Annotated in this window: 21 protein-coding genes and 1 pseudogene; 6 read left to right on the top strand and 16 right to left on the bottom strand. The window is 67.8% G+C overall.

Features of this window, described 5'->3' with window-relative positions:
• Positions 1–22: 22 nt before the first annotated feature.
• Positions 23–448, bottom strand: a complete 426-nt coding sequence (locus tag FEZ32_RS13715) for a hypothetical protein (protein WP_420809270.1) — start codon at positions 446–448, stop codon at positions 23–25.
• A gap of 420 nt (positions 449–868) precedes the next feature.
• Positions 869–922, bottom strand: a pseudogene (locus FEZ32_RS13710) (hypothetical protein); the annotation flags it as partial.
• A gap of 136 nt (positions 923–1058) precedes the next feature.
• Between FEZ32_RS13710 and glnA (FEZ32_RS00595) the strand changes: the two are divergent.
• A complete protein-coding gene (glnA, locus tag FEZ32_RS00595; RefSeq protein WP_138680800.1) occupies positions 1059–2360 on the top strand; it encodes a type I glutamate--ammonia ligase in 1302 nt (433 codons plus the stop codon).
• A 69-nt stretch (positions 2361–2429) separates the two neighbouring features.
• Here the strand turns inward: glnA (FEZ32_RS00595) and FEZ32_RS00590 are convergent, their stop codons facing one another.
• Positions 2430–3188, bottom strand: a complete 759-nt coding sequence (locus tag FEZ32_RS00590) for a sterol carrier family protein (protein WP_138679654.1) — start codon at positions 3186–3188, stop codon at positions 2430–2432.
• Between the two features lie 81 nt (positions 3189–3269).
• On the opposite strand from FEZ32_RS00590, the gene FEZ32_RS00585 reads away from it, so the two are divergent.
• The gene (locus FEZ32_RS00585) at positions 3270–6245 is read left to right on the top strand and encodes a bifunctional [glutamine synthetase] adenylyltransferase/[glutamine synthetase]-adenylyl-L-tyrosine phosphorylase (RefSeq protein ID WP_138679653.1); all 2976 of its coding nucleotides are present in this window, start codon (positions 3270–3272) and stop codon (positions 6243–6245) included.
• On the opposite strand, the gene FEZ32_RS00580 is transcribed toward FEZ32_RS00585, so the two are convergent.
• The 12 genes from FEZ32_RS00580 to FEZ32_RS00530 form a co-directional block, all read right to left on the bottom strand.
• Positions 6227–7552, bottom strand: a complete 1326-nt coding sequence (locus FEZ32_RS00580; protein WP_097799131.1) for a threonine/serine exporter family protein — start codon at positions 7550–7552, stop codon at positions 6227–6229. The two genes, FEZ32_RS00585 and FEZ32_RS00580, sit on opposite strands and share 19 nt — an antisense overlap.
• Positions 7553–7560: 8 nt before the next feature.
• Positions 7561–8376, bottom strand: a complete 816-nt coding sequence (locus tag FEZ32_RS00575; protein WP_175415684.1) for a Nif3-like dinuclear metal center hexameric protein — start codon at positions 8374–8376, stop codon at positions 7561–7563.
• A gap of 876 nt (positions 8377–9252) precedes the next feature.
• A complete protein-coding gene (locus FEZ32_RS00570; protein WP_138679652.1) occupies positions 9253–10074 on the bottom strand; it encodes a phage major capsid protein in 822 nt (273 codons plus the stop codon).
• A 114-nt stretch (positions 10075–10188) separates the two neighbouring features.
• A complete protein-coding gene (locus tag FEZ32_RS14005) occupies positions 10189–10311 on the bottom strand; it encodes a hypothetical protein (protein WP_276338769.1) in 123 nt (40 codons plus the stop codon).
• Positions 10311–10757 carry a hypothetical protein gene (locus FEZ32_RS00565; protein ID WP_138679651.1) on the bottom strand — a complete coding sequence of 149 codons (447 nt, stop codon included), beginning with the start codon at positions 10755–10757 and terminating at the stop codon, positions 10311–10313. Before FEZ32_RS00565 ends, FEZ32_RS14005 begins: the two co-directional genes overlap by 1 nt.
• 12 nt (positions 10758–10769) lie before the next feature.
• The gene (locus FEZ32_RS00560; protein ID WP_138679650.1) at positions 10770–10982 is read right to left on the bottom strand and encodes a hypothetical protein; all 213 of its coding nucleotides are present in this window, start codon (positions 10980–10982) and stop codon (positions 10770–10772) included.
• 644 nt (positions 10983–11626) lie between these two features.
• Positions 11627–13141 (bottom strand): ATP-binding protein, encoded by a 1515-nt coding sequence (locus FEZ32_RS00555; RefSeq protein ID WP_138679649.1) that lies wholly within the window; start codon positions 13139–13141, stop codon positions 11627–11629.
• On the bottom strand, positions 13138–13527 hold the full coding sequence (locus FEZ32_RS00550; protein WP_138679648.1) for a hypothetical protein: 390 nt from the start codon (positions 13525–13527) through the stop codon (positions 13138–13140). Before FEZ32_RS00550 ends, FEZ32_RS00555 begins: the two co-directional genes overlap by 4 nt.
• Positions 13528–13552: 25 nt before the next feature.
• Entirely contained in the window at positions 13553–14128 is a 576-nt protein-coding gene (locus tag FEZ32_RS00545) for a hypothetical protein (protein WP_138679647.1), read from the bottom strand.
• A complete protein-coding gene (locus FEZ32_RS00540) occupies positions 14125–14634 on the bottom strand; it encodes a hypothetical protein (protein ID WP_138679646.1) in 510 nt (169 codons plus the stop codon). Before FEZ32_RS00540 ends, FEZ32_RS00545 begins: the two co-directional genes overlap by 4 nt.
• Entirely contained in the window at positions 14622–14957 is a 336-nt protein-coding gene (locus FEZ32_RS00535; protein WP_138679645.1) for a hypothetical protein, read from the bottom strand. The genes FEZ32_RS00540 and FEZ32_RS00535 overlap by 13 nt, the downstream gene beginning before the upstream one ends.
• Complete coding sequence (locus FEZ32_RS00530; RefSeq protein WP_138679644.1) at positions 14954–15163, bottom strand: helix-turn-helix transcriptional regulator; 210 nt, start codon at positions 15161–15163, stop codon at positions 14954–14956. Before FEZ32_RS00530 ends, FEZ32_RS00535 begins: the two co-directional genes overlap by 4 nt.
• 158 nt (positions 15164–15321) lie before the next feature.
• On the opposite strand from FEZ32_RS00530, the gene FEZ32_RS00525 reads away from it, so the two are divergent.
• Positions 15322–15825 carry a helix-turn-helix domain-containing protein gene (locus FEZ32_RS00525; RefSeq protein WP_175415683.1) on the top strand — a complete coding sequence of 168 codons (504 nt, stop codon included), beginning with the start codon at positions 15322–15324 and terminating at the stop codon, positions 15823–15825.
• Positions 15812–16957 (top strand): tyrosine-type recombinase/integrase, encoded by a 1146-nt coding sequence (locus FEZ32_RS00520; RefSeq protein ID WP_138679642.1) that lies wholly within the window; start codon positions 15812–15814, stop codon positions 16955–16957. The genes FEZ32_RS00525 and FEZ32_RS00520 overlap by 14 nt, the downstream gene beginning before the upstream one ends.
• Before the next feature lie 9 nt (positions 16958–16966).
• Here the strand turns inward: FEZ32_RS00520 and glnA (FEZ32_RS00515) are convergent, their stop codons facing one another.
• Positions 16967–18388: a type I glutamate--ammonia ligase gene (gene glnA, locus FEZ32_RS00515; protein WP_138679641.1), complete on the bottom strand. Its 1422-nt coding sequence runs from the start codon at positions 18386–18388 to the stop codon at positions 16967–16969.
• A 163-nt stretch (positions 18389–18551) separates the two neighbouring features.
• On the opposite strand from glnA (FEZ32_RS00515), the gene FEZ32_RS00510 reads away from it, so the two are divergent.
• The gene (locus FEZ32_RS00510) at positions 18552–20006 is read left to right on the top strand and encodes a hypothetical protein (RefSeq protein ID WP_138679640.1); all 1455 of its coding nucleotides are present in this window, start codon (positions 18552–18554) and stop codon (positions 20004–20006) included.
• An 84-nt stretch (positions 20007–20090) separates the two neighbouring features.
• Positions 20091–20531, top strand: a complete 441-nt coding sequence (locus FEZ32_RS00505) for an RDD family protein (protein ID WP_097827648.1) — start codon at positions 20091–20093, stop codon at positions 20529–20531.
• Positions 20532–20534 lie beyond the last annotated feature (3 nt).

Raw genomic sequence — 20534 nt, 5'->3', positions numbered from 1 at the left:
GTCGGCCAGGGGGACCGCGCGCTCAACTCACCTGGATCGACTCCCGGGCGGCGTCCACCAGCTTCTGACGGGCGGAGTCCCCGATGGTCGCGGAGTTGAAGTAGACCCCCATGAAGTCGCTCTGGCCGGTGTCCATCACCACGACGTCGACGACGTCTCCGCGGACCTGGGGGAGGTTCGGGATGGACACGTAGATCTCGGTGCGTACCCACCAGCCGGTGTGGCCGTTGCGGTCGAACTCCTGCTGGGAGACCACCTTCGAGCCGGTGTACCCGGAGTAGTACTGCGAACTGGCGAAGCACTCGGTCATCATCCGGGCCGCGGTCCTCGGGTCGGAGAATCCGTCGGCGGCGGCCAACTGCCCGACCCCCGAGACGCTCATCCAGCTCGTGGGGCTGGCCACGTAGACGGTCTCGGTCTGCGAGGAGATGTTGCGCACCCACGGCATCGACATCGTCTGGTCCGCCCAGCCGGAGATCCTCGCCGCCGAGATCCTGCCGGAGCGCAGCCGTCCGTCACTGGACCCGGCCGCCTTCGAGACATCTCCGCTGGGGCACTTGACCACCGAGGAACCCGCGCTGGGGGTGGCCGACTTCTCGTTCCAGGCCGAGACCGTGGGCGTCGAGGAGTTCTGATCGGGTTGGGCCAGCTGGCTGTTGTCCGGCTTGGGCCGCATCACCAGCCAACCCACCAGGACCAGCGCCAGGATCACCACGGCAGCTGCCAGCACTGCTCTGATGGGACCGCCGCTGCGCGGCGCACGCTCAGTGGTCAGGGTATCGGGGCTGGCCCCGGACCCGGAGCCGCCACCGGCCCCGCCCCGGCCGCCCATGGTGGTCTGATCGGTCCAGGCCTGGCCGTCGAACCACCGGAAGCGATCCGGTGTTCCGTCGGGGTCTGGGTACCAACCTGCTCGGGCCATGGGGGTGAGTGTATGTGGCGAACTTGTGGGCGCCACCCCGGCGTACATCCGAAAAACGCCGTCACGTTATGGGATTGCAACGTTTTGGCGGCAGACTGGCCCCATGAGCAGGCAGACCGAGTTTGTCCTGCGTTCCATGGAGGAGCGCAATATCCGTTTCGTGCGACTGTGGTTCGCCGATGTCCTGGGTTCGTTGAAGTCGGTGGCGATTCCTCCCACCGAGGTCGAGGGCGCCTTCGCCGAGGGGGTCGGCTTCGACGGTTCGGCCGTCGAGGGCTACACCCGTCTCTCCGAGTCCGACATGGTCGCCCACCCCGACCCGGCGACCTTCCAGATGCTGCCCTGGCGGCAGGGCACCGGCACCGCCCGGATGTTCTGCGACATCACGAACCCCGACGGGACGCCGAGCTACGTCGACCCGCGGTACGTCCTCAAGCGCACCATGGACAAGGTCTCCGAGAAGGGGTTCACCTGCTACTGCCACCCCGAGATCGAGTTCTACCTGTTCACCGAGGTCCACAAGCCCGGCACCCGGCCGGTGCCGCTGGATGACGGCGGGTACTTCGACCACACCACCCTGGGGGCCGGAACCGACTTCCGCCGCGACTCCATCACGATGCTCGAGCAGATGGGCATCTCGGTCGAGTTCTCCCACCACGAGGCGGGCCCCGGCCAGCACGAGATCGACCTGCGCTACGCCGATGCGCTGACGATGGCCGACAACATCATGACCTTCCGGGTGGTGATCCGCGAGGTCGCCGCGCTGCGCGGGATCAGTGCCAGCTTCATGCCCAAGCCCTTCACCGACCACCCCGGTTCAGGCATGCACACCCACGTCTCCCTGTTCGAGGGGGACAACAACGCCTTCTTCGACGCCGCCGACGAGACCCGGCTGTCGACGATCGGCAAGCACTTCGTGGCCGGTCTGCTCCATCACGCCCCCGAGTACACCGCGGTGACCAACCAGTGGGTGAACTCCTACCGGCGTCTCAACGGCGGCGGCGAGGCGCCGAGCTACATCTGCTGGGGACGCAACAACCGGTCGGCCCTGGTCCGGGTTCCCCTCTACAAGCCCAACAAGTCCGCCTCGGCCCGAGTCGAGCTGCGATCCATCGACTCGGCGACCAACCCCTACCTCGCCTACGCGATGATCCTGGCCGCCGGCATGTCCGGTATCGAGCACGAGATGGAGCTGCCCGAGGAGGCCTCCAACGACGTCTGGAAGCTCAGCAACCGGGAGCGGGTGGCGATGGGGATCCGTCCTCTGCCGACCAGCCTCGACGAGGCCATCCGCTGCATGGAGGACTCCGAACTGGTCGCCGACACCCTCGGCGAGCACGTCTACGACTACTTCCTGCGCAACAAGAAGGCCGAGTACGACGAGTACCGCAACCAGGTGACGCAGTTCGAGCTGGACCGCTTCCTGCCGAGTCTGTGACCCGTCTGCCGACACAGCCCGCCGAGCCAGCCAGGAGGGCTGCCTCGGCGGGGTCGGCCGGCCTGCCGGTCAGCCCAGGTCGATGACCGGCAGCATCCGGGCCATCGCGTCGACGTGGGAGCCGGAGGCCTGAATCAGGCCCGCCTCGCGCACCTGCTGCCAGGTCGCCAGTCCGGTCGCCAACCGCACGAAGGTCGCCGGATCGGTCTCGGCAACATTGGGCGGGGTCCCGCGGTGGTGGGACGGGCCCTGCCCGAAGGCCTCCAGCTGGACGGCGGTGGCCGGCGGCACCCGCATCTCGATGGTCCGGCCGCCGAATCTGTCCCCGAGGACACCGGCCAGCCCGCGGGAGGCGGCGATGAGGCTGGTCCGGGGCATCTGGATCCCGGCCCCCAGACCGATCGCACAGATCTCGATCGCGGCCGCCTCGAGCAGGGTCGAGGTGTCGACCGGCCCGGCGAGAGCCTGCACCTGGTCGGGCACCGGGCCGTCGAGGATTTGTGCCAGTCGCTGGTGCACCACCGCCAGCTGCGGGCCGAGGTTCCGGTCGCCGGCTCCGGCGACCGCCCGGTCGGCGATCGCGGAGAGCTCGGCGCGACCGGTTTGCCGGGCGTCCATCAGCTGCGTCAGACTCAGCGTCCCGGCCTGCTCCGAGCAGGACCGCCCCGAGTCGTCGAAGGACTGCACCACATCGGTCAGTACCACCAGCAGCCGCGCGCCGGCCGGCCGGTCCGGATCGGCCCCTGCCACGGCGGCCGAGGCCTGCAGACAGGCCTGTGCAGTGCGCCTCACCTTGCGATCGATGCGTGTTCTGGGTTCGAGGGGCATGACGGTGACGCTAGTCTCGGGTTCTGACAGTTCGCCAGCTCGACGATGAGCCGACGGACCGGCGAGACTCGAGGAGGCCCGATGGACCGGACGACGACGATCGCGGCCGAGCTGGCCAGGCGTGGCGCCGCCGACGGCCCGCGCGCCGCCGGCCTCCACGACACGATCGCCCAGCTGCTCGATGCCGCACCCGGGTCCCTCGCCGCCTGGGAGGACCACCTGGAGGAGTGCGCCGACGTCGACATGGCGCTGTTCTCCCTGGTCGACATCGCCGAGGCCGCTCCCGGTGCCACCGCCGCCGCCCTGTCCGACGACGCCGTTGCGCGACGTCTGGTGCGGCTGCTCGGCGTCTCCTCGGAACTGGGACGCCATCTCGCCAGTCATCCGGAGGATCTCCACCAGGTGGTCCGCGAGCCGGTGCGGATGCCCGCCGACCGGATCGCCGCCGACCTGCTCGCCGAGGTCGGGGCGGCCCCCGATGCCGACGGCTTCCTGGTCGCCGGCCAGGATCCCGCCCGGCAGACCGACCCCGACCGCGGCGCCGACCTCCTGAGACTGGCCAACCGGAGGCACCTGGTGCGGATCGCCTCCCGCGATGTCGACGCCTCCGAGTGCGCCGAGATTCTCGACGACATCGCCGCCGAACTCGCCGACCTGGCCGATGCCATCATCGAGACCGCCCTGGCCCTGGCCCGCGCCCAGACCCCGGGACACCGCGACGCCCGGCTGGCCGTGGTGGCGATGGGCAAGTGCGGCGCCCAGGAGCTCAACTACGTCTCCGACGTCGACGTCATCCACATTGCCAAACCCGCCCGGCCCGATGTCAGCACCGAGAGGGCCGTCACGGTGGCCGCGAAGCTGGCCGGCACCCTCACCCGGATCTGTTCGGCCCGCTCGGCGGCCGGCACCATCTGGCAGGTCGACGCCGCACTGCGACCCGAGGGCAATGCCGGCCCGCTGGTGCGCACCCTCGACTCGATGGCCACCTACTACCGCAACTGGGCAAAGAACTGGGAGTTCCAGGCCCTCATGAAGGCCCGTCCGATGGCCGGGGACCGGGATCTCGGCGGCCAGTTCTGCGAGTTGGTCTCACCGATGGTCTGGAGCGTCGGGGAGAAGGAGCAGTTCGTCGCCCAGACCCGCGCGATGCGCACCCGGGTGGTGTCCCTCATCCCGGCCCGGGAGAAGGGCCGCGAGATCAAACTGGGCTCCGGCGGGCTGCGCGACGTCGAGTTCACCATTCAGCTGCTCCAACTGGTCCACGGCCGCCACGACGAGTCCCTGCGGCAACGATCCACCCTCCGGGCGCTGGCCGCGCTGGCCGCCGGCGGATACATCTCGCGGGGGGACGCCGAGCATCTGGACACCGCCTACCGTCTGGAACGGCTCATGGAGCACCGCCTCCAGCTCTTCCAGCTGCGCCGGACCCATCTGCTGCCCACCGATGAGGCGGGCCTGCGGCGTCTGGCCCGCAGCCTCGGGCTGCACACCCCCCAGGAGGTGACCGGGGTGTGGCGGGCCACCTCCCGGGCCGTCCTGCGGTCCCACAACCGGGTCTTCTACTCCCCGCTGGTCGAGGCGGTCGCCCGGATCCCCTCCCAGGAACTGCGACTCACCCCGCAGGCCGCCGAGGACCGGATGCGCGCCCTCGGCTTCGCCGATCCGCGCTCGGCCCTGCGCCACATCGAGGCCCTCACCCAGGGCACCACCAGGGCCAAGCGGATCCAGGCCCAGCTGATGCCGGTGATGCTGGAGTGGCTGGCCAACGGCCCCAACCCGGACGCCGGGATGCTCGCCTTCCGCCGGGTCTCCGAGTCGTTGGGGGAGTCCCACTGGTACCTGCGGGCACTGCGCGACGAGGGGGCGATGGCCCAGCGTCTGGCCTTCGTGCTGTCCACCAGCCGGTACGCCACCGAGATCCTCGACCACGCCCCCGAGACCGTCCAGATCCTCGTGGAGGAGGACCTGGTACCGCGCGGCCACGACGACATCCTGCGCGAGATGACTGCGGTGGCCGCCCGCCACGAGACAGTCGAGGACGCCGTCACCGCGGTCCGGGCGGTCCGCCGCCGCGAACTCTTCCGGATCGTGGTGGCCAACATCCTGGACCGGATCGACGTCCTGCAGACCGCCGCCGGACTCTCGGACCTGGCCGCCGCCACGGTCGACGCCGCCCTGGAGACGGTCTCCCGCGAGGTCGACCAGCCGCCGCGGATCGGCGTTGTCGCAATGGGTCGGTGGGGCGGCGGGGAGATGTCCTACGCCTCGGATGCCGATGCGATGTTCGTCGTCGAGGACGCCGGGGGAGCCGAGGCCGTCACGGCGGCGACCCGGATCGTCACCCGGGTGCGCAGCCTGCTGGGGGCGGCCGGCCCCGACCCGAAGCTCGACCTGGACGCCGGCCTGCGCCCGGAGGGACGCTCCGGGGCGATGGTGCGCAGCCTGTCCAGCTACCGCGCCTACTACCGGCGCTGGTCGAGCACCTGGGAGTCCCAGGCCCTGCTGCGGGCTCGCCACGGGGCGGGGGACCGCGAGCTCACCGCCGCCCTTCTCGACAGCGTGTCCCACCTGCGCTGGCCGCCCGGCGGGCTCACCGCCGGTCAGCTCGGGGAGATCCGCAAACTCAAGGCGAGGATGGAGACCGAGCGGATCCCGCGCGGGGTGTCTCCCCACCGTCATCTCAAGATGGGGCCCGGCGGGCTCGCCGACGTCGAGTGGACGATCCAGGTGATGCAGCTGCAGCACGCCGCCGAGGTGGCGGGGCTGCAGACCACCTCGACGGTCCGCGCCCTGCAGGCCGCGCTGGACGCCGGCCTGCTGAGCGACACCCAGGACGTCGCCCTTCAGGTGGCGTGGCGGGAGGCCTCCCGGATGCGCAACGCCATTCTCATCGTGAGCGGCAGGGCCTCCGACGTGATCCCCACCGATCCGAAGGAGTTGGACGGGATCGCCCGACTGCTCGGCCTGGGACTGGGGGCCTCGGCCCAGGTGATGGAGAACCACCTGAGGCGATGCCGGTTGGCCTCCAAGGCGGTCGATCAGCTCTTCTGGTCCTGAACCCGCTCGATCCCGCGGTGGTCGGTGCGGAAGGCGTGGGGACTGGGGATCGGCCGGGCGAAGGTCCATGCCGGGTCGGTGAGCATCCGCGCCAGGGCGAGGCCGATGCCGATCGCCACCACCGCCAGGACGGCGTCGACGCCGAACCCGATTGCCCGGACGGTGTCCTCGCCGTTGAACCAGTACATCATCCGGTACATCGCGGTTCCGGGCACCATGATGACGCAGGCCGGCACCGTGACGGTGATCCTCGGGATGGGCAGCCGCCGGGTGAGCGGGGCCGCCACCAGCCCGACCACCAGGCCGCCGAAACCGGCGGCCAGCTGGGCCGGTGCCGAGGCCGAGACCAGGGCCAGTCGGGACAGATTGCCGATGGTCCCCAGGGAGGCCGCGATGAGCACCATCCGCCGCGTCGAGTTGAACAGGATCGCGAAGCCGGAGACCCCCAGGAAGGTCGCGGCCGCGTAGGCCGCCCACTGCCACAGACCGGGCAGGGCCGCCACGGTGGCCAGCGGGGTGAGGCCGGTGAGGAAGGAGATCACCCAGGCCGACATCGTCGCGGAGACCACGATGCCCAGCGAGTAGGCCGCGCGGGTGAGGCCGGCGGTGAGATCCATCCTCGCGAAGTCCAGGATCGAGGTGATCATCGGGAACCCGGGCACCAGGAAGAGCAGGGAGGCGACGTAGCCGGGGTCGCTGACCCCCAGCTGGGGGATCCCGGTGAGGTTCGCCAGGAAGGCGACCAGCAGATAGACCAGGCTGGAGGTGGCGGCGGCCAGGGCGGTGGTGCCGAACTGGTTGAGCCAGCGTCGGGCCAGGAACATCCGCACCATCTGGCCGCAGGATGCGGCGACCAGGACCACCGCGGTGTCGGTGAGGGGAAATCTGTTGAGAATGGAGAACCCTGCGCAGGCCACCCCGGCGGCGAGCATCGTCTGCCAGGGCTTCCAGCGGGCGGTGACGGTCCGCGAGATGCGGTCCAGCTCGGCCTCCAGGGCGGCGGCGTTGCACGGGTTCGGCAGGTGGCGAGACAGGTACTCCAGGGCCTCGATCCGCGAGGAGTCGACGCGCACCCGGTAGACCTCGCGGACCACGGTGCGGAAGTTGTCGCCGCGGTGGGCGGTGACGCTCATCTCGGTCAGGCCCACCGAGGCGTCGTGGCGGTCCATCCCCAGGGTGGCGGCCGCTCGCTCCATCGCCCGCTTCACCCGGTAGGAGCCGGTGCCCGCCGACAGCAGCATGGAACCGAGTCGGACCACCGCCTCGGTGTCGTCGATGAACTGTCTGTCGTTTCTCGCGTTGGCCATGTCTCTTCTCACGCTGCGGGGTGGACGCCGATGGTCCACGGATCGGTGCGCACCGGCAGGACGGTGGTCGTGGCCCCGGTGGCCTCGGCGAGCCGGTCGGCCACCGACTCGCACCAGGGGGACTCCGAGGCCCAGTGGGCGGTGTCGACCAGGGCCGGGCCGCCGGCCCGCAGCGACTCGTCGGCGGGGTGGTGTCGCAGGTCGCTGGTGAGGTAGACGTCGGCCCCGGACCGGGCGGCGGCCCCCAGCAGGGAGTCCCCGGCACCCGAGCACAGGGCCACGGTGCGCACGGGCTGCTGCGGATCGCCGGCCGCCCGGACCCCCCACACGGTGGTCGGCAGGCGATCGGCGACCAGGTCGGTGAACTGCTGCAGGGTCACGGCGTGCTCCAGGCGACCGACCCGTCCGATCCCCTCGAGCGGGTCCTCGGCGGCGTCGGAAGGCTCCAGCGGCGCGCTCACCGTGACCCCCAGGAGCCGGGCCAACACATCGTTGACCCCGCCGATGGCGGCGTCGGCATTGGTGTGAGCGCTCATCAGAGCGACCCCGGACCGGATGAGACGGTGCACGATGCGGCCCTTCGGGGTGTCGGCGGCCACCGAGGTGACCCCGCGCATCAGCAGCGGGTGGTGGACGACGAGCATCTGCGCGCCGGCCTCCAGGGTCGCGGCCACCACGGAGTCGGTGGCCTCCAGGGCGCAGGCGATGGTGGTCACCCGGTCGTCGGGGTCGCCGCAGATCAGACCGGGACTGTCCCACTCCTCGGCGAGCCGGGGCGGGTACCAGTGGTCGAGCAGGGTCCGGATGTCGGCGACGGTGGTCATGGCGCACACGCTACCGGGCGGGCCACCAGTGGTGGCCCGCCCGGGGTCGTCGCGCGATGGGTCGTTCACCTGCCGCAGGGGGAGGTGGGCAACTCAGACATCGAACTCAGATGTCGTAGTAGAGATCGAACTATCCGGTGCAGATTTGGACGATTTGCTGTTGTTGGAGATGCTGGCTGACTAGCTGATATGCGTTGGATGAGATACTCAGCTGGAGGTTATTTGGAGCAACTTTCGGACAGATCCCGGACAAATCGTCGGGGTGCTGTAGCGCTGGGGCAACGGATCGCGCCCTCACGCGCGCGGGGGGAGACGGGTTGGAGTTCTCCTTGTATGAGAAAACTCCAGAGCTATCGCGCGGGGGGATGTGTCTACACGATCGGCCACTGCACCCGTGACGACGCCGCACGACGGCCCGCAGCCAGGAGAGCTGCGGGCGCCTCTAGCCCCGGGGATCAACCGAGGCTGTATATGGAGCCCTGCACGAACATGCACGGCATAGGTTTTTTTTCAGACCCAGGTTTTACTCACAGGCCAGGGCGGGTATCTTTATGCCTCCGGGCCAGAACGCTGACCTGCAATGGGGGGTCATACCCCCAGGTGAATATGACATTCACTCCAACGACGTTTTGGGCTTATTTTTAATGCGTTTAGTCACCTGGTGACGTATCCATTGCCATGTATGCCCCCCTATCGGATGTTGGCGGTCGGCGGCTGGTGGTGACGAGTTCGGCCCCCTGGGCATTCCACGCCTGGGGGGCCGTCGTCGTTGGGCGCTGGTCGGGTCATCGGCTGCGGGGGAGCCTGGTCCGTCCATCGTTCCAGGACCGGCTACTCATGGGAGCCGGCTGGTGGCGTTGACGCCCAAGTGTGGGGTCAGCCGATGGTCAGGGTGGCGAGCCGGTTGGGGCGCTGTACTGCCCACCCGATTCTCCAGGTGGCCCTGATTCCGATGGCGTCGGCCTCGAAGTAGCGCTCGGTGGACTGGGCGATGTTGACGGGTCCGACGACCGAAGCGATCGAGGTCTTGTCGACGACGAGGAGCTTGGTCGCGGCGAGTGCTGCGGTGACGGTGACGGGCACTCCGAACAGGAGGTTCTGGGCGTCGTTGGTTCCGGCGCCGATCACTGACAGGTTGCTGTCGGCGCTGGCCTTGAGTTTGCGCAGCGCGGACCAGCCGAGCGGTGAGATGAGAATCGAGGTGGGTTCGCCGCCGTTCTGCTGAATCTGCGCGATGGCGTCGGAGATGGTGTCCAGGTTGGTGCCGACTGCTCCACCGTCGACGATGCCCTCGGTGGTGGAGATACCGGGCAGGTTGGTGTGGGCCCCGGCCAGGAACTCGACGTCCGCCCGCTTGACGATGGCCCGGCCCACGCTGGTGGACAACAGCTCGGCGGTCGGCGACTGCTGGAACTGCTCCCGCGAGAGCTTGATGAGCTGGGAGATTTTCTCGGTGTGGATGACGACCTCGGCGGTCTGGGGGTCGGCCTCGGGAATGTCGGCACCTTCAGCGGTGACCTCGGCGTCATCGTCGACGACGTAGGGCACTCGACACGCGGGGGCGTCTCCGATGTCGCCCTGGTAGACGGCGGTGGAGGCGGCGAGGATGAGGGCTTGGGGGATGGCCTGGTCCGGCAGGAATGCCTGGACGTCGGGGGACCATGCCCGGTTGGTGGTGGTGGTTGTGACAGTAGCCATGATGGCCTTTCCGGCGGTACGCGAACGGGGCCGCCAAGGAGTTCGGAATGAACTGCCTCGGCGACCCCGGGCCGTCGAAACGTGATGTCAACCACTGGTTGAACGTTCACCAGTTTAGTACAAGACGGCCCACAGCGCTAGGGTGCGGTGCCCGTCGGGGTACTGCGTGACGATCCAGTAGCGGCCGGCGTCGTCCGTGTGGAAGCTGACGGCCTCGCAGTGGGGGTTGCTCGTCATCACTGGCCCCTCCTCGGACTGAATGCTTCGTCGAATCCGTGAGCTCGTGCCACTTCGGGCTGCTGGCCGACGTCGGGAACGATGGGGGCGGATCTCCTGGTGAGGCCGTACGCGGTGCGCAGGGCCTCGACAGCCTGGGTGACCGCGTCGGTGTTGATCCTCCCGTCATCGTCGACCAGGCCGTCGAGCTGGTTGTCGCGGAGTTTCCAGAACGCGGCCGGGTTGAGGCCGTCGAGCCGGTGCTCGATGACTTGGCGCTGCAGGGCGTCCAGGCGGGCTGAGGTCTGCGCGAGCTGCTCCTCGGCCGTCTTGGCGCGAACGCGATACCGGGCTGCCTCACGGGAGGCCTTGCTCTTGTCGACCTGCTCGGGCTCCACAGCCTCGGTCTGCTCGGCCTCGGTCTGCGGGGTCTCGGGGGTCTCGTCCTGTGCGGTGTTCTCACTCATTGTTGCTCCTTGTCAGTTTTCGATTTCGAGGATTCGGGCGCGGTCGTCGAGCCGGGTCACGTGGCCGTCGGTGATGACCGCAGGGGTGACCTTCTGGTCGGATTCGACCCACCAGCCGACGAGTTGCCGGCGGTGGACTCGTTTCGGGTCCTCGGCGGGGATCGTGTAGCGGACTTGTCGGATTCTGGCTGATTCGTTCGGATAGAATTCCACGGGTTTCCTCATTTCTTCTTCTTGGGTGGTTCTTCGGTCTTGGCGAGACGTTTCTCGGTCTCGTGCTTCTGGTGGAGTGTTCGGGCTGCCGGTCTGACTCAGCAGCAGACGGCAGACACCCTCGGCGTCAGCCGCGACACCGTGAAACGTGACGAGCCGAAAGGTGCAAATGCACCTTTCACCCCTGCGACGGTGGAGACAATCATCGGGCGTCCTTTCGCGGATCGGGTGGCGGTGTTTTCCGCAACAGGTATTCGACGGTCCCGTGCCCGGGCTCGCAGATGGTGACGCGGACCTCTCCCCCGCAGGCAGGGCACCGGTCGGCGCGGGGCGGCACGGTCTGGCCACACCGGTCACAACGACGGCGGGTCATGATGCGATCTCCAGGTCGGACGGACAAAGTTGTGGTGGCCATGCCCGCATGCCCGCAGGCGATGCCACAAGACGAAGGTAGGGAAACTGTGCCCGATTGCCCGCATGCCCGCTTCGGACGCCGTTTCCCCTAGTCAACCCACTGTTGTGCATGCGGGCATAAGGCGGGCATACGCGGGCATGGCGGGCATAGCCGTAATGTGCTTGCCCGCCATGCCCGCACCATGCCCGCATGTATTTCCCCTTGTCATCCGCCGGTTGGCGGGCGATCGGGCATGCGGGCATCACTTTCTTACCTCCGTCTCATGAGGAGGGCGGATGGTCCACGTCGTCTTGTGATCGCGCCCACCCCGGTCGTGCTTCTCGACGGTCCACCCGACCTTGCGCATGGAAGGTGCCGACTTCTTCAACCGGCCAGTCAGAGACCGCGCGTTGACAGGCCAGCCCTTCGGCGCCCGGAAGCCCTCGAAGTCGACCAGGTCGAAGAGTCGCTGAGAGGTGCCCTTGAAAGAGGATCCGATCTGCGACTGCATAGCCGTGATGAACGGGTCGCCGGCAATAGAGTCGGCGGCCAGGTCATCGAGCTGGGAAAGGTACAGGTCCAGGACTTTTCCTTTGGGCTGCATGATGTCGAGTGCCCCGAGAATCTTCGCGAAGTCGGCCATGCGAGGCTTCTTCGGAAGGCGGACCTGGGGAAGGTGCTTCATGACAGTGCACGTGATTGTCAGCAGTGCCCCGAGAATCTTCGGATAGGCGGTGGCCCACTCGACGGCCAGTGATTCCTCAGTCTTGCGCCGCTCGTCGGGGATCGTGTCCAGTTCAACGCGCAGCAGCCTCTCCGCGAAGTCACCGCGCAGCGCTCCAAGGTCGATACCGGTCATCAGGATGGCCTTCTTGAGACGGAAGACCTCGGGCTCTGAGTCGGTGTACAAGCGGCGGCGCACGTCCGCGTCCCCAGTCACCGAGCGGCAATAGGTGTCCGACATGGTGGCGGAGATGTGGGACAGGTTGTCGATGGCGATCACCCGCGACGAGACAGCTGCCGACACCCATGCGTCCTCGTCCTTCGGAGGCTTGCGGACCTCGGCGGCCGACGGGTCGACCAGCGCTGACAGGTAGCGTCCGGCAGTGGTCTTCGCGGTGCCCTGCTCCCCGAACAGGCCCAGGATCGGGCACGGCCGATCCACCAACAGCCACGTCGAGATGAGCCACGCGAGGATCAGAGGCTGGTCACGCTTTGAGACGTTGAGAACCCGCCACAGGCTCCCGATCCTCCCGGACCGGTCGGGCTCTGGCATCGCCTGAGTGAGTTTGGTCCTGTTGAACAGCACCGGGCACTGTGTGGTGATCTCCCAGTGACCCGGCATGATCCTGACGGCCCTCTCTGACTCGTCTCCCAGGTCGAGCCACAAGGTCGTGCCGACCATGGCCACGCGGACGTGAATGTCGACCGGCTGAGCGCGCAGGGCCTTAGCCTCGATGACGGTAAGGGCATCGGTGAGCTGCTGGGCGCCGGCCACCTTGTGATGCTGGTCCCAGTAGCGGCCTGCGAGGTCCTGCCGTAGTGATCCTGAGCCGCGCAGCAGCCGGGCCACGTGGGAGCCCTTGGCGACACCGTAGACATCGTCCTGGGCGGTGCGCCCGAACGTGTAGGACTGCTCGGCCATGGTGACCAGCTGGGCGGCGATCGTCTGCCGTTCCAGCTCGGTCTCCTGAGGCTCCTCGACATTGGGCGTCTCGCTCCTCCTGCCGCGTGCCTTGTCGATCTGCACAACGTTTTCGTCACCGGTGGTGCTCATGCTGCAACCCCTTCCCAGTCGGGATCGTCGGGGAGGATCCGGGCCCAGGCGTAGGCGTCTTCTGCTGCCTGCTGGTTGGCGAGGATCTCCTCGACGGTCATTCCGAGGGTGTCGGCGATGGCTTCGGCCGCCGACCACATCCGGTTGGTGTGCAGGTAGTTGCGGTTGCGGCGGGCTGCCTCGCACTTGGCGATGGCTTCGATGGCGATATCTCCGAGATCCTTCTGCAGCTGGGTTCTGGCCGGCCGGGGTGGTGTCGATACCTCGCGGTATGAGGTATCATGGGGAGCAAGTGATGATGCTCCTCCTCGGGTGCCGCTGGCGGTCTGGCCAGCGGCACCGTTGTTTGTGTCGAACATTGAGTGTTCCTTCCAGGAAACTGCCATGCCCCTTTTGGAAGTGAGTCGGTTGTCAGTCGGTCGGATGGGACGCCCACACTGAGACGGCGGCCCGGACCAGGGCGATCGCGTCGTCGGCGCGGGAGACGGGGATCGCGAGCAGCTGATCCTCAAGGTCGAGGGCGATCGCGTCGGTCACGGCCAGCACATGCAGGTCTGCGCCGAAGCTGACGGTCCGCTCGAGCCAGGCATCGAAGTGCGGGTCATCACACATTGGCGCGGACAGCCAGCGGACCCACCCGGCCTCAGGGTCGCCGTCGGTCGGCCGGTCGGAGTTGTTGAGGACGTGCTCGCCCCCGGACGCCCACCAGGGGCGCAGATCAGCGGCAGCCTCCAGCAGCCGGTCGGTCGAGATGGGGTTGACGGTAGAATCGGTCATGACAGCTCCTTGTGATTGCAGGGTGGTTGTGATGGCCCCGGCGCGGCGGTCTTGGCGGATAGACGCGTCGGGGTTGTTCTTGTGGTGGGTTCCGTCGATGGCGACGACACGGGGGGACGGCCGGCTGATCGCGGCCAGGAAGATGAGCAGCAGGGCGACGGCCACGTAGAGCAGCACTCCCCCGTTGGTGGCGGCAGGGATCGCGTTCACAGTTCCCTCACCAACTCGTCGACCTGAGGGCTGTAGACGATCTCGTGCTCGTTGCGATGACTGGCATCGTCCAGAACGGCCAGGACGTGTGACGACTCCGGGTGGTCGATGCGCCACAGCCCGCAGCGGCCGGGCATGGTCGGGAAGCGCTTCAGGTTCCGATCGTGGAACCGCACCGCGATGTTGCGGTCCGTGGTCCACGACAGGCCATCTGCATACACCTCTGCCGCAGCCCTCCATATGGGCCCGGTGACAGGCGTGTGGTCGGCGCCAGCCAGCCCCCACAGCGCCAGCCATGAGGTGGTGTCAGCAGCGCGGCCCGGCCATTCACACAGCGACCAGGTGTCCTCCAGCGCGGCCCGAAGCTCACCGGCCTGCATGAGCTCCTGAAAGTGGCCGAACAGGAGCCGGGGTAGTTCATTCCTCCCGCACGGGTAGCCGTGCCTTGAGCGCTGGATCTGGCCCCAGAGCGTTTGAGTGTCCGCGGTTGCGGTCATCGCTGCCATCCCCCCGCCTTGCGCTCGATCTCACCGTCGGCGATCCGGGATCCGCGCCGCGACTCGACCATGTTGTGGAGACCCACCGAGTTGTCGAGGTTGACGATCTGCCTGTCGACCTCGCGGGCGATCTGCATAGCAACGTCACCGACGACTCCGACGTTGTAGAGCCGGCGGGCGATCTTGCGGATCTGCGACGTGGACCGGAGGACGCGGTTCTGGCGGCACCATTCATCGACGGCCTCACGCCACCAGTTCAGTGATCCGAAGACAGTGGTTCCTTGATGCTGGCCCGGTCGGTTACAACCGGGTGATGTGGTCTGGATACTCACGACGTCACGACCTCGTCGCCGACCCGAGTTGCCTCGTACTGGGCCTGCTCCCAGCGCTCGACGTCCTCGACGCGGTACCGGACGGCCTTCCCGAACTTGAACGACACGGGGCCGGTGCCTGCGTGCCGCCAGTAGCGGAGGGTTCCGACGGGCAGTCCGGTCCGCTCGGCCAGTTCCTCGGTGGTGAGCGGCTTCTGTCTGGTCATTGGATGCGACCTCTCGTGTTGGCTGAATGACTCATGATGTGAGTCATCCTAGCACGGGTTAGATGAGTCGCCTAGCCTGAGTCCATACCGCCTCGGATGGTGAGGCCATCTCGGCGTGAGAGACTTGCAGCATGGTGGACGATCTACAGCGTGCTGTCGTGGCGAACATCAAGGCGGCCCGGGAGGCAAGGGGCTGGTCTCAACGGCAGCTGGTCGAGGCAATGCACCGAAGGGGATTCGCCATGACTCAGACGACGATGACTCGGGTCGAGAGCTTCAAGCGCGACCTCAAACTGAACGAGATCGCCGACATCTGCCGGACGCTGCACATCGATCCGGAAGACATCGCACTCAACCCGGACGACTTCAAGGGCGAGCTAGAAGTGTCAACGCGGCGCGGCGCATACGCGGATGCGGCCGATGCGTTGGAGTCTGCGTGCAAGGAGTACGAGACGGCGTGCCGGGCCCTGTACTCAATCGGCGTTCAGGATGATGAGGTCTATATCGACCCTGATCCGTTCACGTTTTGGGGTCGTCTAGCTCGCACATCGTGCGTCGGGATCGCGAAGCAGACATATGAGGATGGCGCCGGGAAATGGCGGCGGGGCAACGCGGATGCACTGGCGCCAGATGACCCGATGAGCGGCGATGGCCGGTCCTGAGCGTCGGATCTCGGCCGCGACCGGGAAGCCGTACTACCGGCAACGGTGGGTCGACGATGACGGCAAGGAGCACTCGAAGAACTTCAAACGCCGGATCGACGCAGTCCAGTTCGCCAAGCAGATCGACCACGACCAGGTCGCCGGCGTCCTCGCAGATCCCGCGACGGCGAAGATCACGGTGGGGGAGTGGTGCGACCGCTGGCTGGCAGGCTATGGCGGCCGACCAGCGACGGTGCGGGAGGCCAGAACACATGTGGCGAGAATCAAGACGGGTCTGGGCGGCAAACGGCTCCGGGCGTTGAAGCCTTCAGATGTGCGCGCGTGGGTGGCCAGCCTCCAGGACGATGGGCTGGAGCAGTCCTACATCTACGCGCTGCACGCAAGGCTGTCCCAGATCTGCGCTGACGCGGTGCATGACGGCATCCTCCAGAGGAACCCGTGCTCCAGGCGCACCTCACCGAAAGCGGGCGGCCAGCGGCCCTATGTGGCCACGACTGCACAGGTGTGGGCGCTGCACGACGCGATGCCCGAGTATCTGAGGATCGTGGTGGTCCTGGGCGCGTTCGCCGGGCTGCGGGTGTCCGAGATCGCCGGGCTGCGCGACGCCGATGTGGACTGGGACGCCAGGGTGATCCGGCCGACCGTCCAGTGGGGTGATGTGCCGCTGAAGACCGACACCTCCAAGATGCCGATACCGATGTCGGACAGGCTCGCCAAGATGATGCTGGAGCACCGTCACGAGTACCCGTCCGACCATGTGGTCTGTGATCCGATCGGTGAGCCGGTCGGCCCGTGGAAGCTCCAGCGGGCATGGCGGGAGGCGAGGGCTGCGGTGATCGCTCAGGATGTCGAGGCGGGACGAACACCACTACCGGGGGAGATGAGGCTCCACGACTTGAGGCACTATCTCGCGTCGCTGCTGATCCATGCCGGGTGCGATGTGAAGACGGTGCAGGCTCGCCTCCGTCACGAGTCGGCCACCACGACACTGCGGGTGTATGCCCACCTGTGGCCGGACGCAGACGAGTCCGCCCGTGCTGCCATTGACGATGTGCTGGCAGCACGGGCGGATGATCTCAAACGAGCGTCGGACAAATCCCGGACAAATCCGGATGGGAAACGCTCTGACTAGGGGAGGAACTCAGATGTCGTAGTAGAGATCGAACTCGTAGGGGTGCGGGCGCTGCTGGAGCTCGGAGAGATCGCTGCGCTTGATGTCGATCCAGGTGTCGATGAGGTCGGGGGTGAAGACGTCACCAGCCTCCAGGAAGGCGTGATCGGCCTCCAGGGCGTCCAGCACCGATCCGAGGTCGCTGGGCACGTGGGCCAGCTGAGCGTGCTCCTCGGGGGGCAGCTCGTAGATGTCCTTGTCGACCGGGGCCGGCGGCTCGATCTTGTTCTGGATGCCGTCCAGTCCGGCCAGCAGCAGGGCCGAGAAGGCCATGTACGGGTTGGCGGACGGGTCGGGGCAGCGGAACTCGACGCGCTTGGCCTTCGGGGAGGGACCGGTGATCGGAATTCGCATGCAGGCCGAACGGTTGCGCTGCGAGTAGACCAGGTTCACCGGGGCCTCGAAGCCGGGCACCAGGCGATGGTAGGAGTTGGTGCTCGGGTTGGTGAAGGCCAGCAGGGCCGGGGCGTGCTTGAGGATGCCGCCGATGTAGTAGCGGGCGGTGTCAGACAGCTGCGCGTAACCGGACTCGTCGAAGAACAGCGGCTCGCCGTTCTTGCGGAGGGAGGAGTGGACGTGCATGCCCGACCCGTTGTCGCCGAAGATCGGCTTGGGCATGAAGGTCGCGGTCTTCCCGTGGTTCCAGGCCACGTTCCGGACGATGTACTTGAACTTCATGACGTTGTCGGCGCTCTTGGTGAGCGTGTCGTAGCGCCAGTTGATCTCGGCCTGGCCGGCGGTGCCGACCTCGTGGTGGCCGCGCTCGACCTTGAGGCCGATGCCCTCCATGATGGTGACGATCTCGTCACGCAGATCGCCGAAGTGGTCGGTGGGGGCCACCGGGAAGTAGCCGCCCTTGTACTTCACCTTGTAACCGCGGTTGCCGCCGTCCTCCTCGCGGCCGCTGTTCCACGCTCCCTCCTCGGAGTCGATGGAGTAGTAGGCGGTCTTCTGGTTGGTCTCGTAACGGATGTCGTCGAAGACGTAGAACTCGGCCTCGGGGGCCATGAAGGCGGTGTCGGCAATACCGGTGGAGGTCAGGTAGGCCTCAGCCTTGCGGGCGATGTTGCGGGGATCGCGGCTGTACAGCTCACCGGTGATCGGGTCGGTGACGAAGAAGTTGAGGATCAGCGTCTTGTGCTCGCGGAAGGGATCCAGCCAGGCGCTGCTGGGATCGGGCTTCAGAGCCATGTCGGACTCGTTGATCTTCTGGAAGCCGCGGATGGAGGAGCCGTCGAACGCCAGACCCTCTTCGTAGGCGTGCTTGTCGAACTCGCGGGCCGGAACCGTGAAATGCTGCATGATCCCGATCAGGTCGCAGAAGCGGACATCGATGAACTCGACGCCCTCCTTCTTCACGAACTCGAGTAGATCGTCTGGGCCTTCGAACATCGTTCCTCCATCTAGGACGTGGTGTTGTTCTGAACCTAACGGTGACCGGTTGCTCGGGAGTCACCGTCTTGTTGCAGGGATGTTACAGCGGCGGCCCGCCGAGTGGGGCCGAGGTGGCAGGCTGGAGGTCCGGACAGGTGACGACCCGTGAGAGGGGACGACCGTGGCAGAGACATGGCAGGTCAGCAGTGCGGAGGTCGGACGCCTTGTCACCCGGATCTTCGACCCCTCCAGAACGGCTCCCCTCGTGGTGGTCTCGCCCTCGCAGTCGGGTCGGCCGCGGATCAGCGTGCCGCGTCTGATCGGTCTGATTCCTCCCGACACCGAGGTGGCGGTGCTGGCCAGCCAGGCGGCCAGCAATCTGCTCTCGGACGCCGTCGACCCCCAGTTCCACTGCTACGGGGGCAGGGTGAGGGTGATCCTGCCCGGGGCCTCGCGCACCGACAACTGGCGCCGGCACCGGCTGTTCACCATCGCCCCGGAGGACGACGCCGACCGGTTGTGCGCCCTCATCGCCCGCCACGTCACCGAGATGGAGGGGGTCGGCCCCGCCGGCCACAGCTCGGGGCGCTCCGGGACCGGAGCCTTGGACTCCGGGCAGGCCGCCAAACTGGTCGCCTACCGACGTCGCCTGCTCTCCGATGATGTCGGGGCTCCCGAGGCCGCCCCGGCTTCCGGCGCCGATCCGGCTGCCAGTACCGCCCTTGCTCCCGGTGCCGGCCCGATCGCCGGTGACGACGTCGCCACCACGGGCGACACGGCCACTGGACCCACCCCGGTCCCTGGTGGAGGACGCACGTCCGGGCCCAAACCGGGTCCCGGGAGGCGCAGGGCGGTGCCGCGGGAGCCCGAACCCGTCGTGGCACCCGGCCTGCCGGCCGCCCCCGGGACCCCCGCGGAGATCCCGGCTCCCGAACCGGTCCGGGCCCCCGAACCCGTCCCGGCTCCCGAGGCGGTCCCCACCGGGGGTGCTCCCGGCGAGGAGCGCGCACCCTCGCGCACCGTCACCGTGGACCTCGCCACCCTCGAGAAGCTGCTGGACAGGAGCGTGGAGACCGTCGCCGGACGGGTCATCGCCGGGGTGGAGGAGGGGCTGCTGAGCCTGCTCAGGGACGAGTTGGAGCTTCAGGACAGGGAGCACTCCCGGGCGGACGCGCTCGAGGAGCAGAACGCAGACCTGCGGAGGAGGTTGGACGCTGCGGGGCCGCACGGCTCGGCGCCCGCGCAGGTCTACTCCGATCCGGCCGCACAGCTGCGCTGGGAGATCGAGCAGGAGTGGCTGCTGGGCACCCCCGAGACCGATCGCGGAGCAGGACTGAGGGACTTCTCCCTCGGCCCGCGGTTCCTCGACTCGTTGAAGGCCGAGATCGTGCCCCGTGGCAAGACGGTGCGGGTGATGGTCGACATCCTCGCCGGGTGGGCCTGGGACCGCCACATCACCCATCCCTTCAACGACTCGCCGCGCGGCGGCAAGCAGCGGGTGAGGGCCGACGGCGCCCAGGCCTGGCGGACCTATGTCAAGGCCGAGTCGCCCGGGGCTCCGCGGCTCACCTGGTGGATGCGCACCGACAGCGGGATCGAGTTCGACCACGTCGGCCATCACGACCAACTGATCTGACAGCTGGTCTGGTCTCGCACCGGCCGGTCCGACATCGGCTCGGTCGCTGCCCGCGCTACGCGACGGGGCCGATAAGCTGACGAGGTGCCCGACACCTCGTCTCCCCGACCAGCAGCATCCCAGGTCGGTGCCGCTCTGGGACTGCCGGCCACCGGTAGGGGATCGCTGGCCCCGTGGAACCGTCGCCTGGCCGCACTGCTGCTGGACTGGGCGGCCTCGATGGTCGTCGCGATCGCCGTCTTCGGGGTCAGGGTGATCCGCGACCAGGGATGGCCGGTCTGGATGCCGATGGCCGTCTTCTTCGTCGAGCGGACCATCCTCACCGCCCTCGCCTCGGCCTCCTTCGGGCAGCTGCTGGCCCATGTCGCGGTGGTCCGGGTGGACTCCGCCGCCCCCGTGGGCTGGTGGCGGTCCGCGGTCCGCACTGCCCTCAAGTGTCTTGTCATCCCGGCGGTCATCATCGGTGCCGACCGCCGTGGCCTGGACGATCTGATGCTCGGCACCGTGGTGGTCAACCGGAGGTGATCG

It is taken from the genome of Acidipropionibacterium jensenii, from assembly GCF_005890135.1.
Lineage (GTDB): Bacteria > Actinomycetota > Actinomycetes > Propionibacteriales > Propionibacteriaceae > Acidipropionibacterium > Acidipropionibacterium jensenii.
This window is presented reverse-complemented; position numbering and strand designations above follow the sequence as displayed.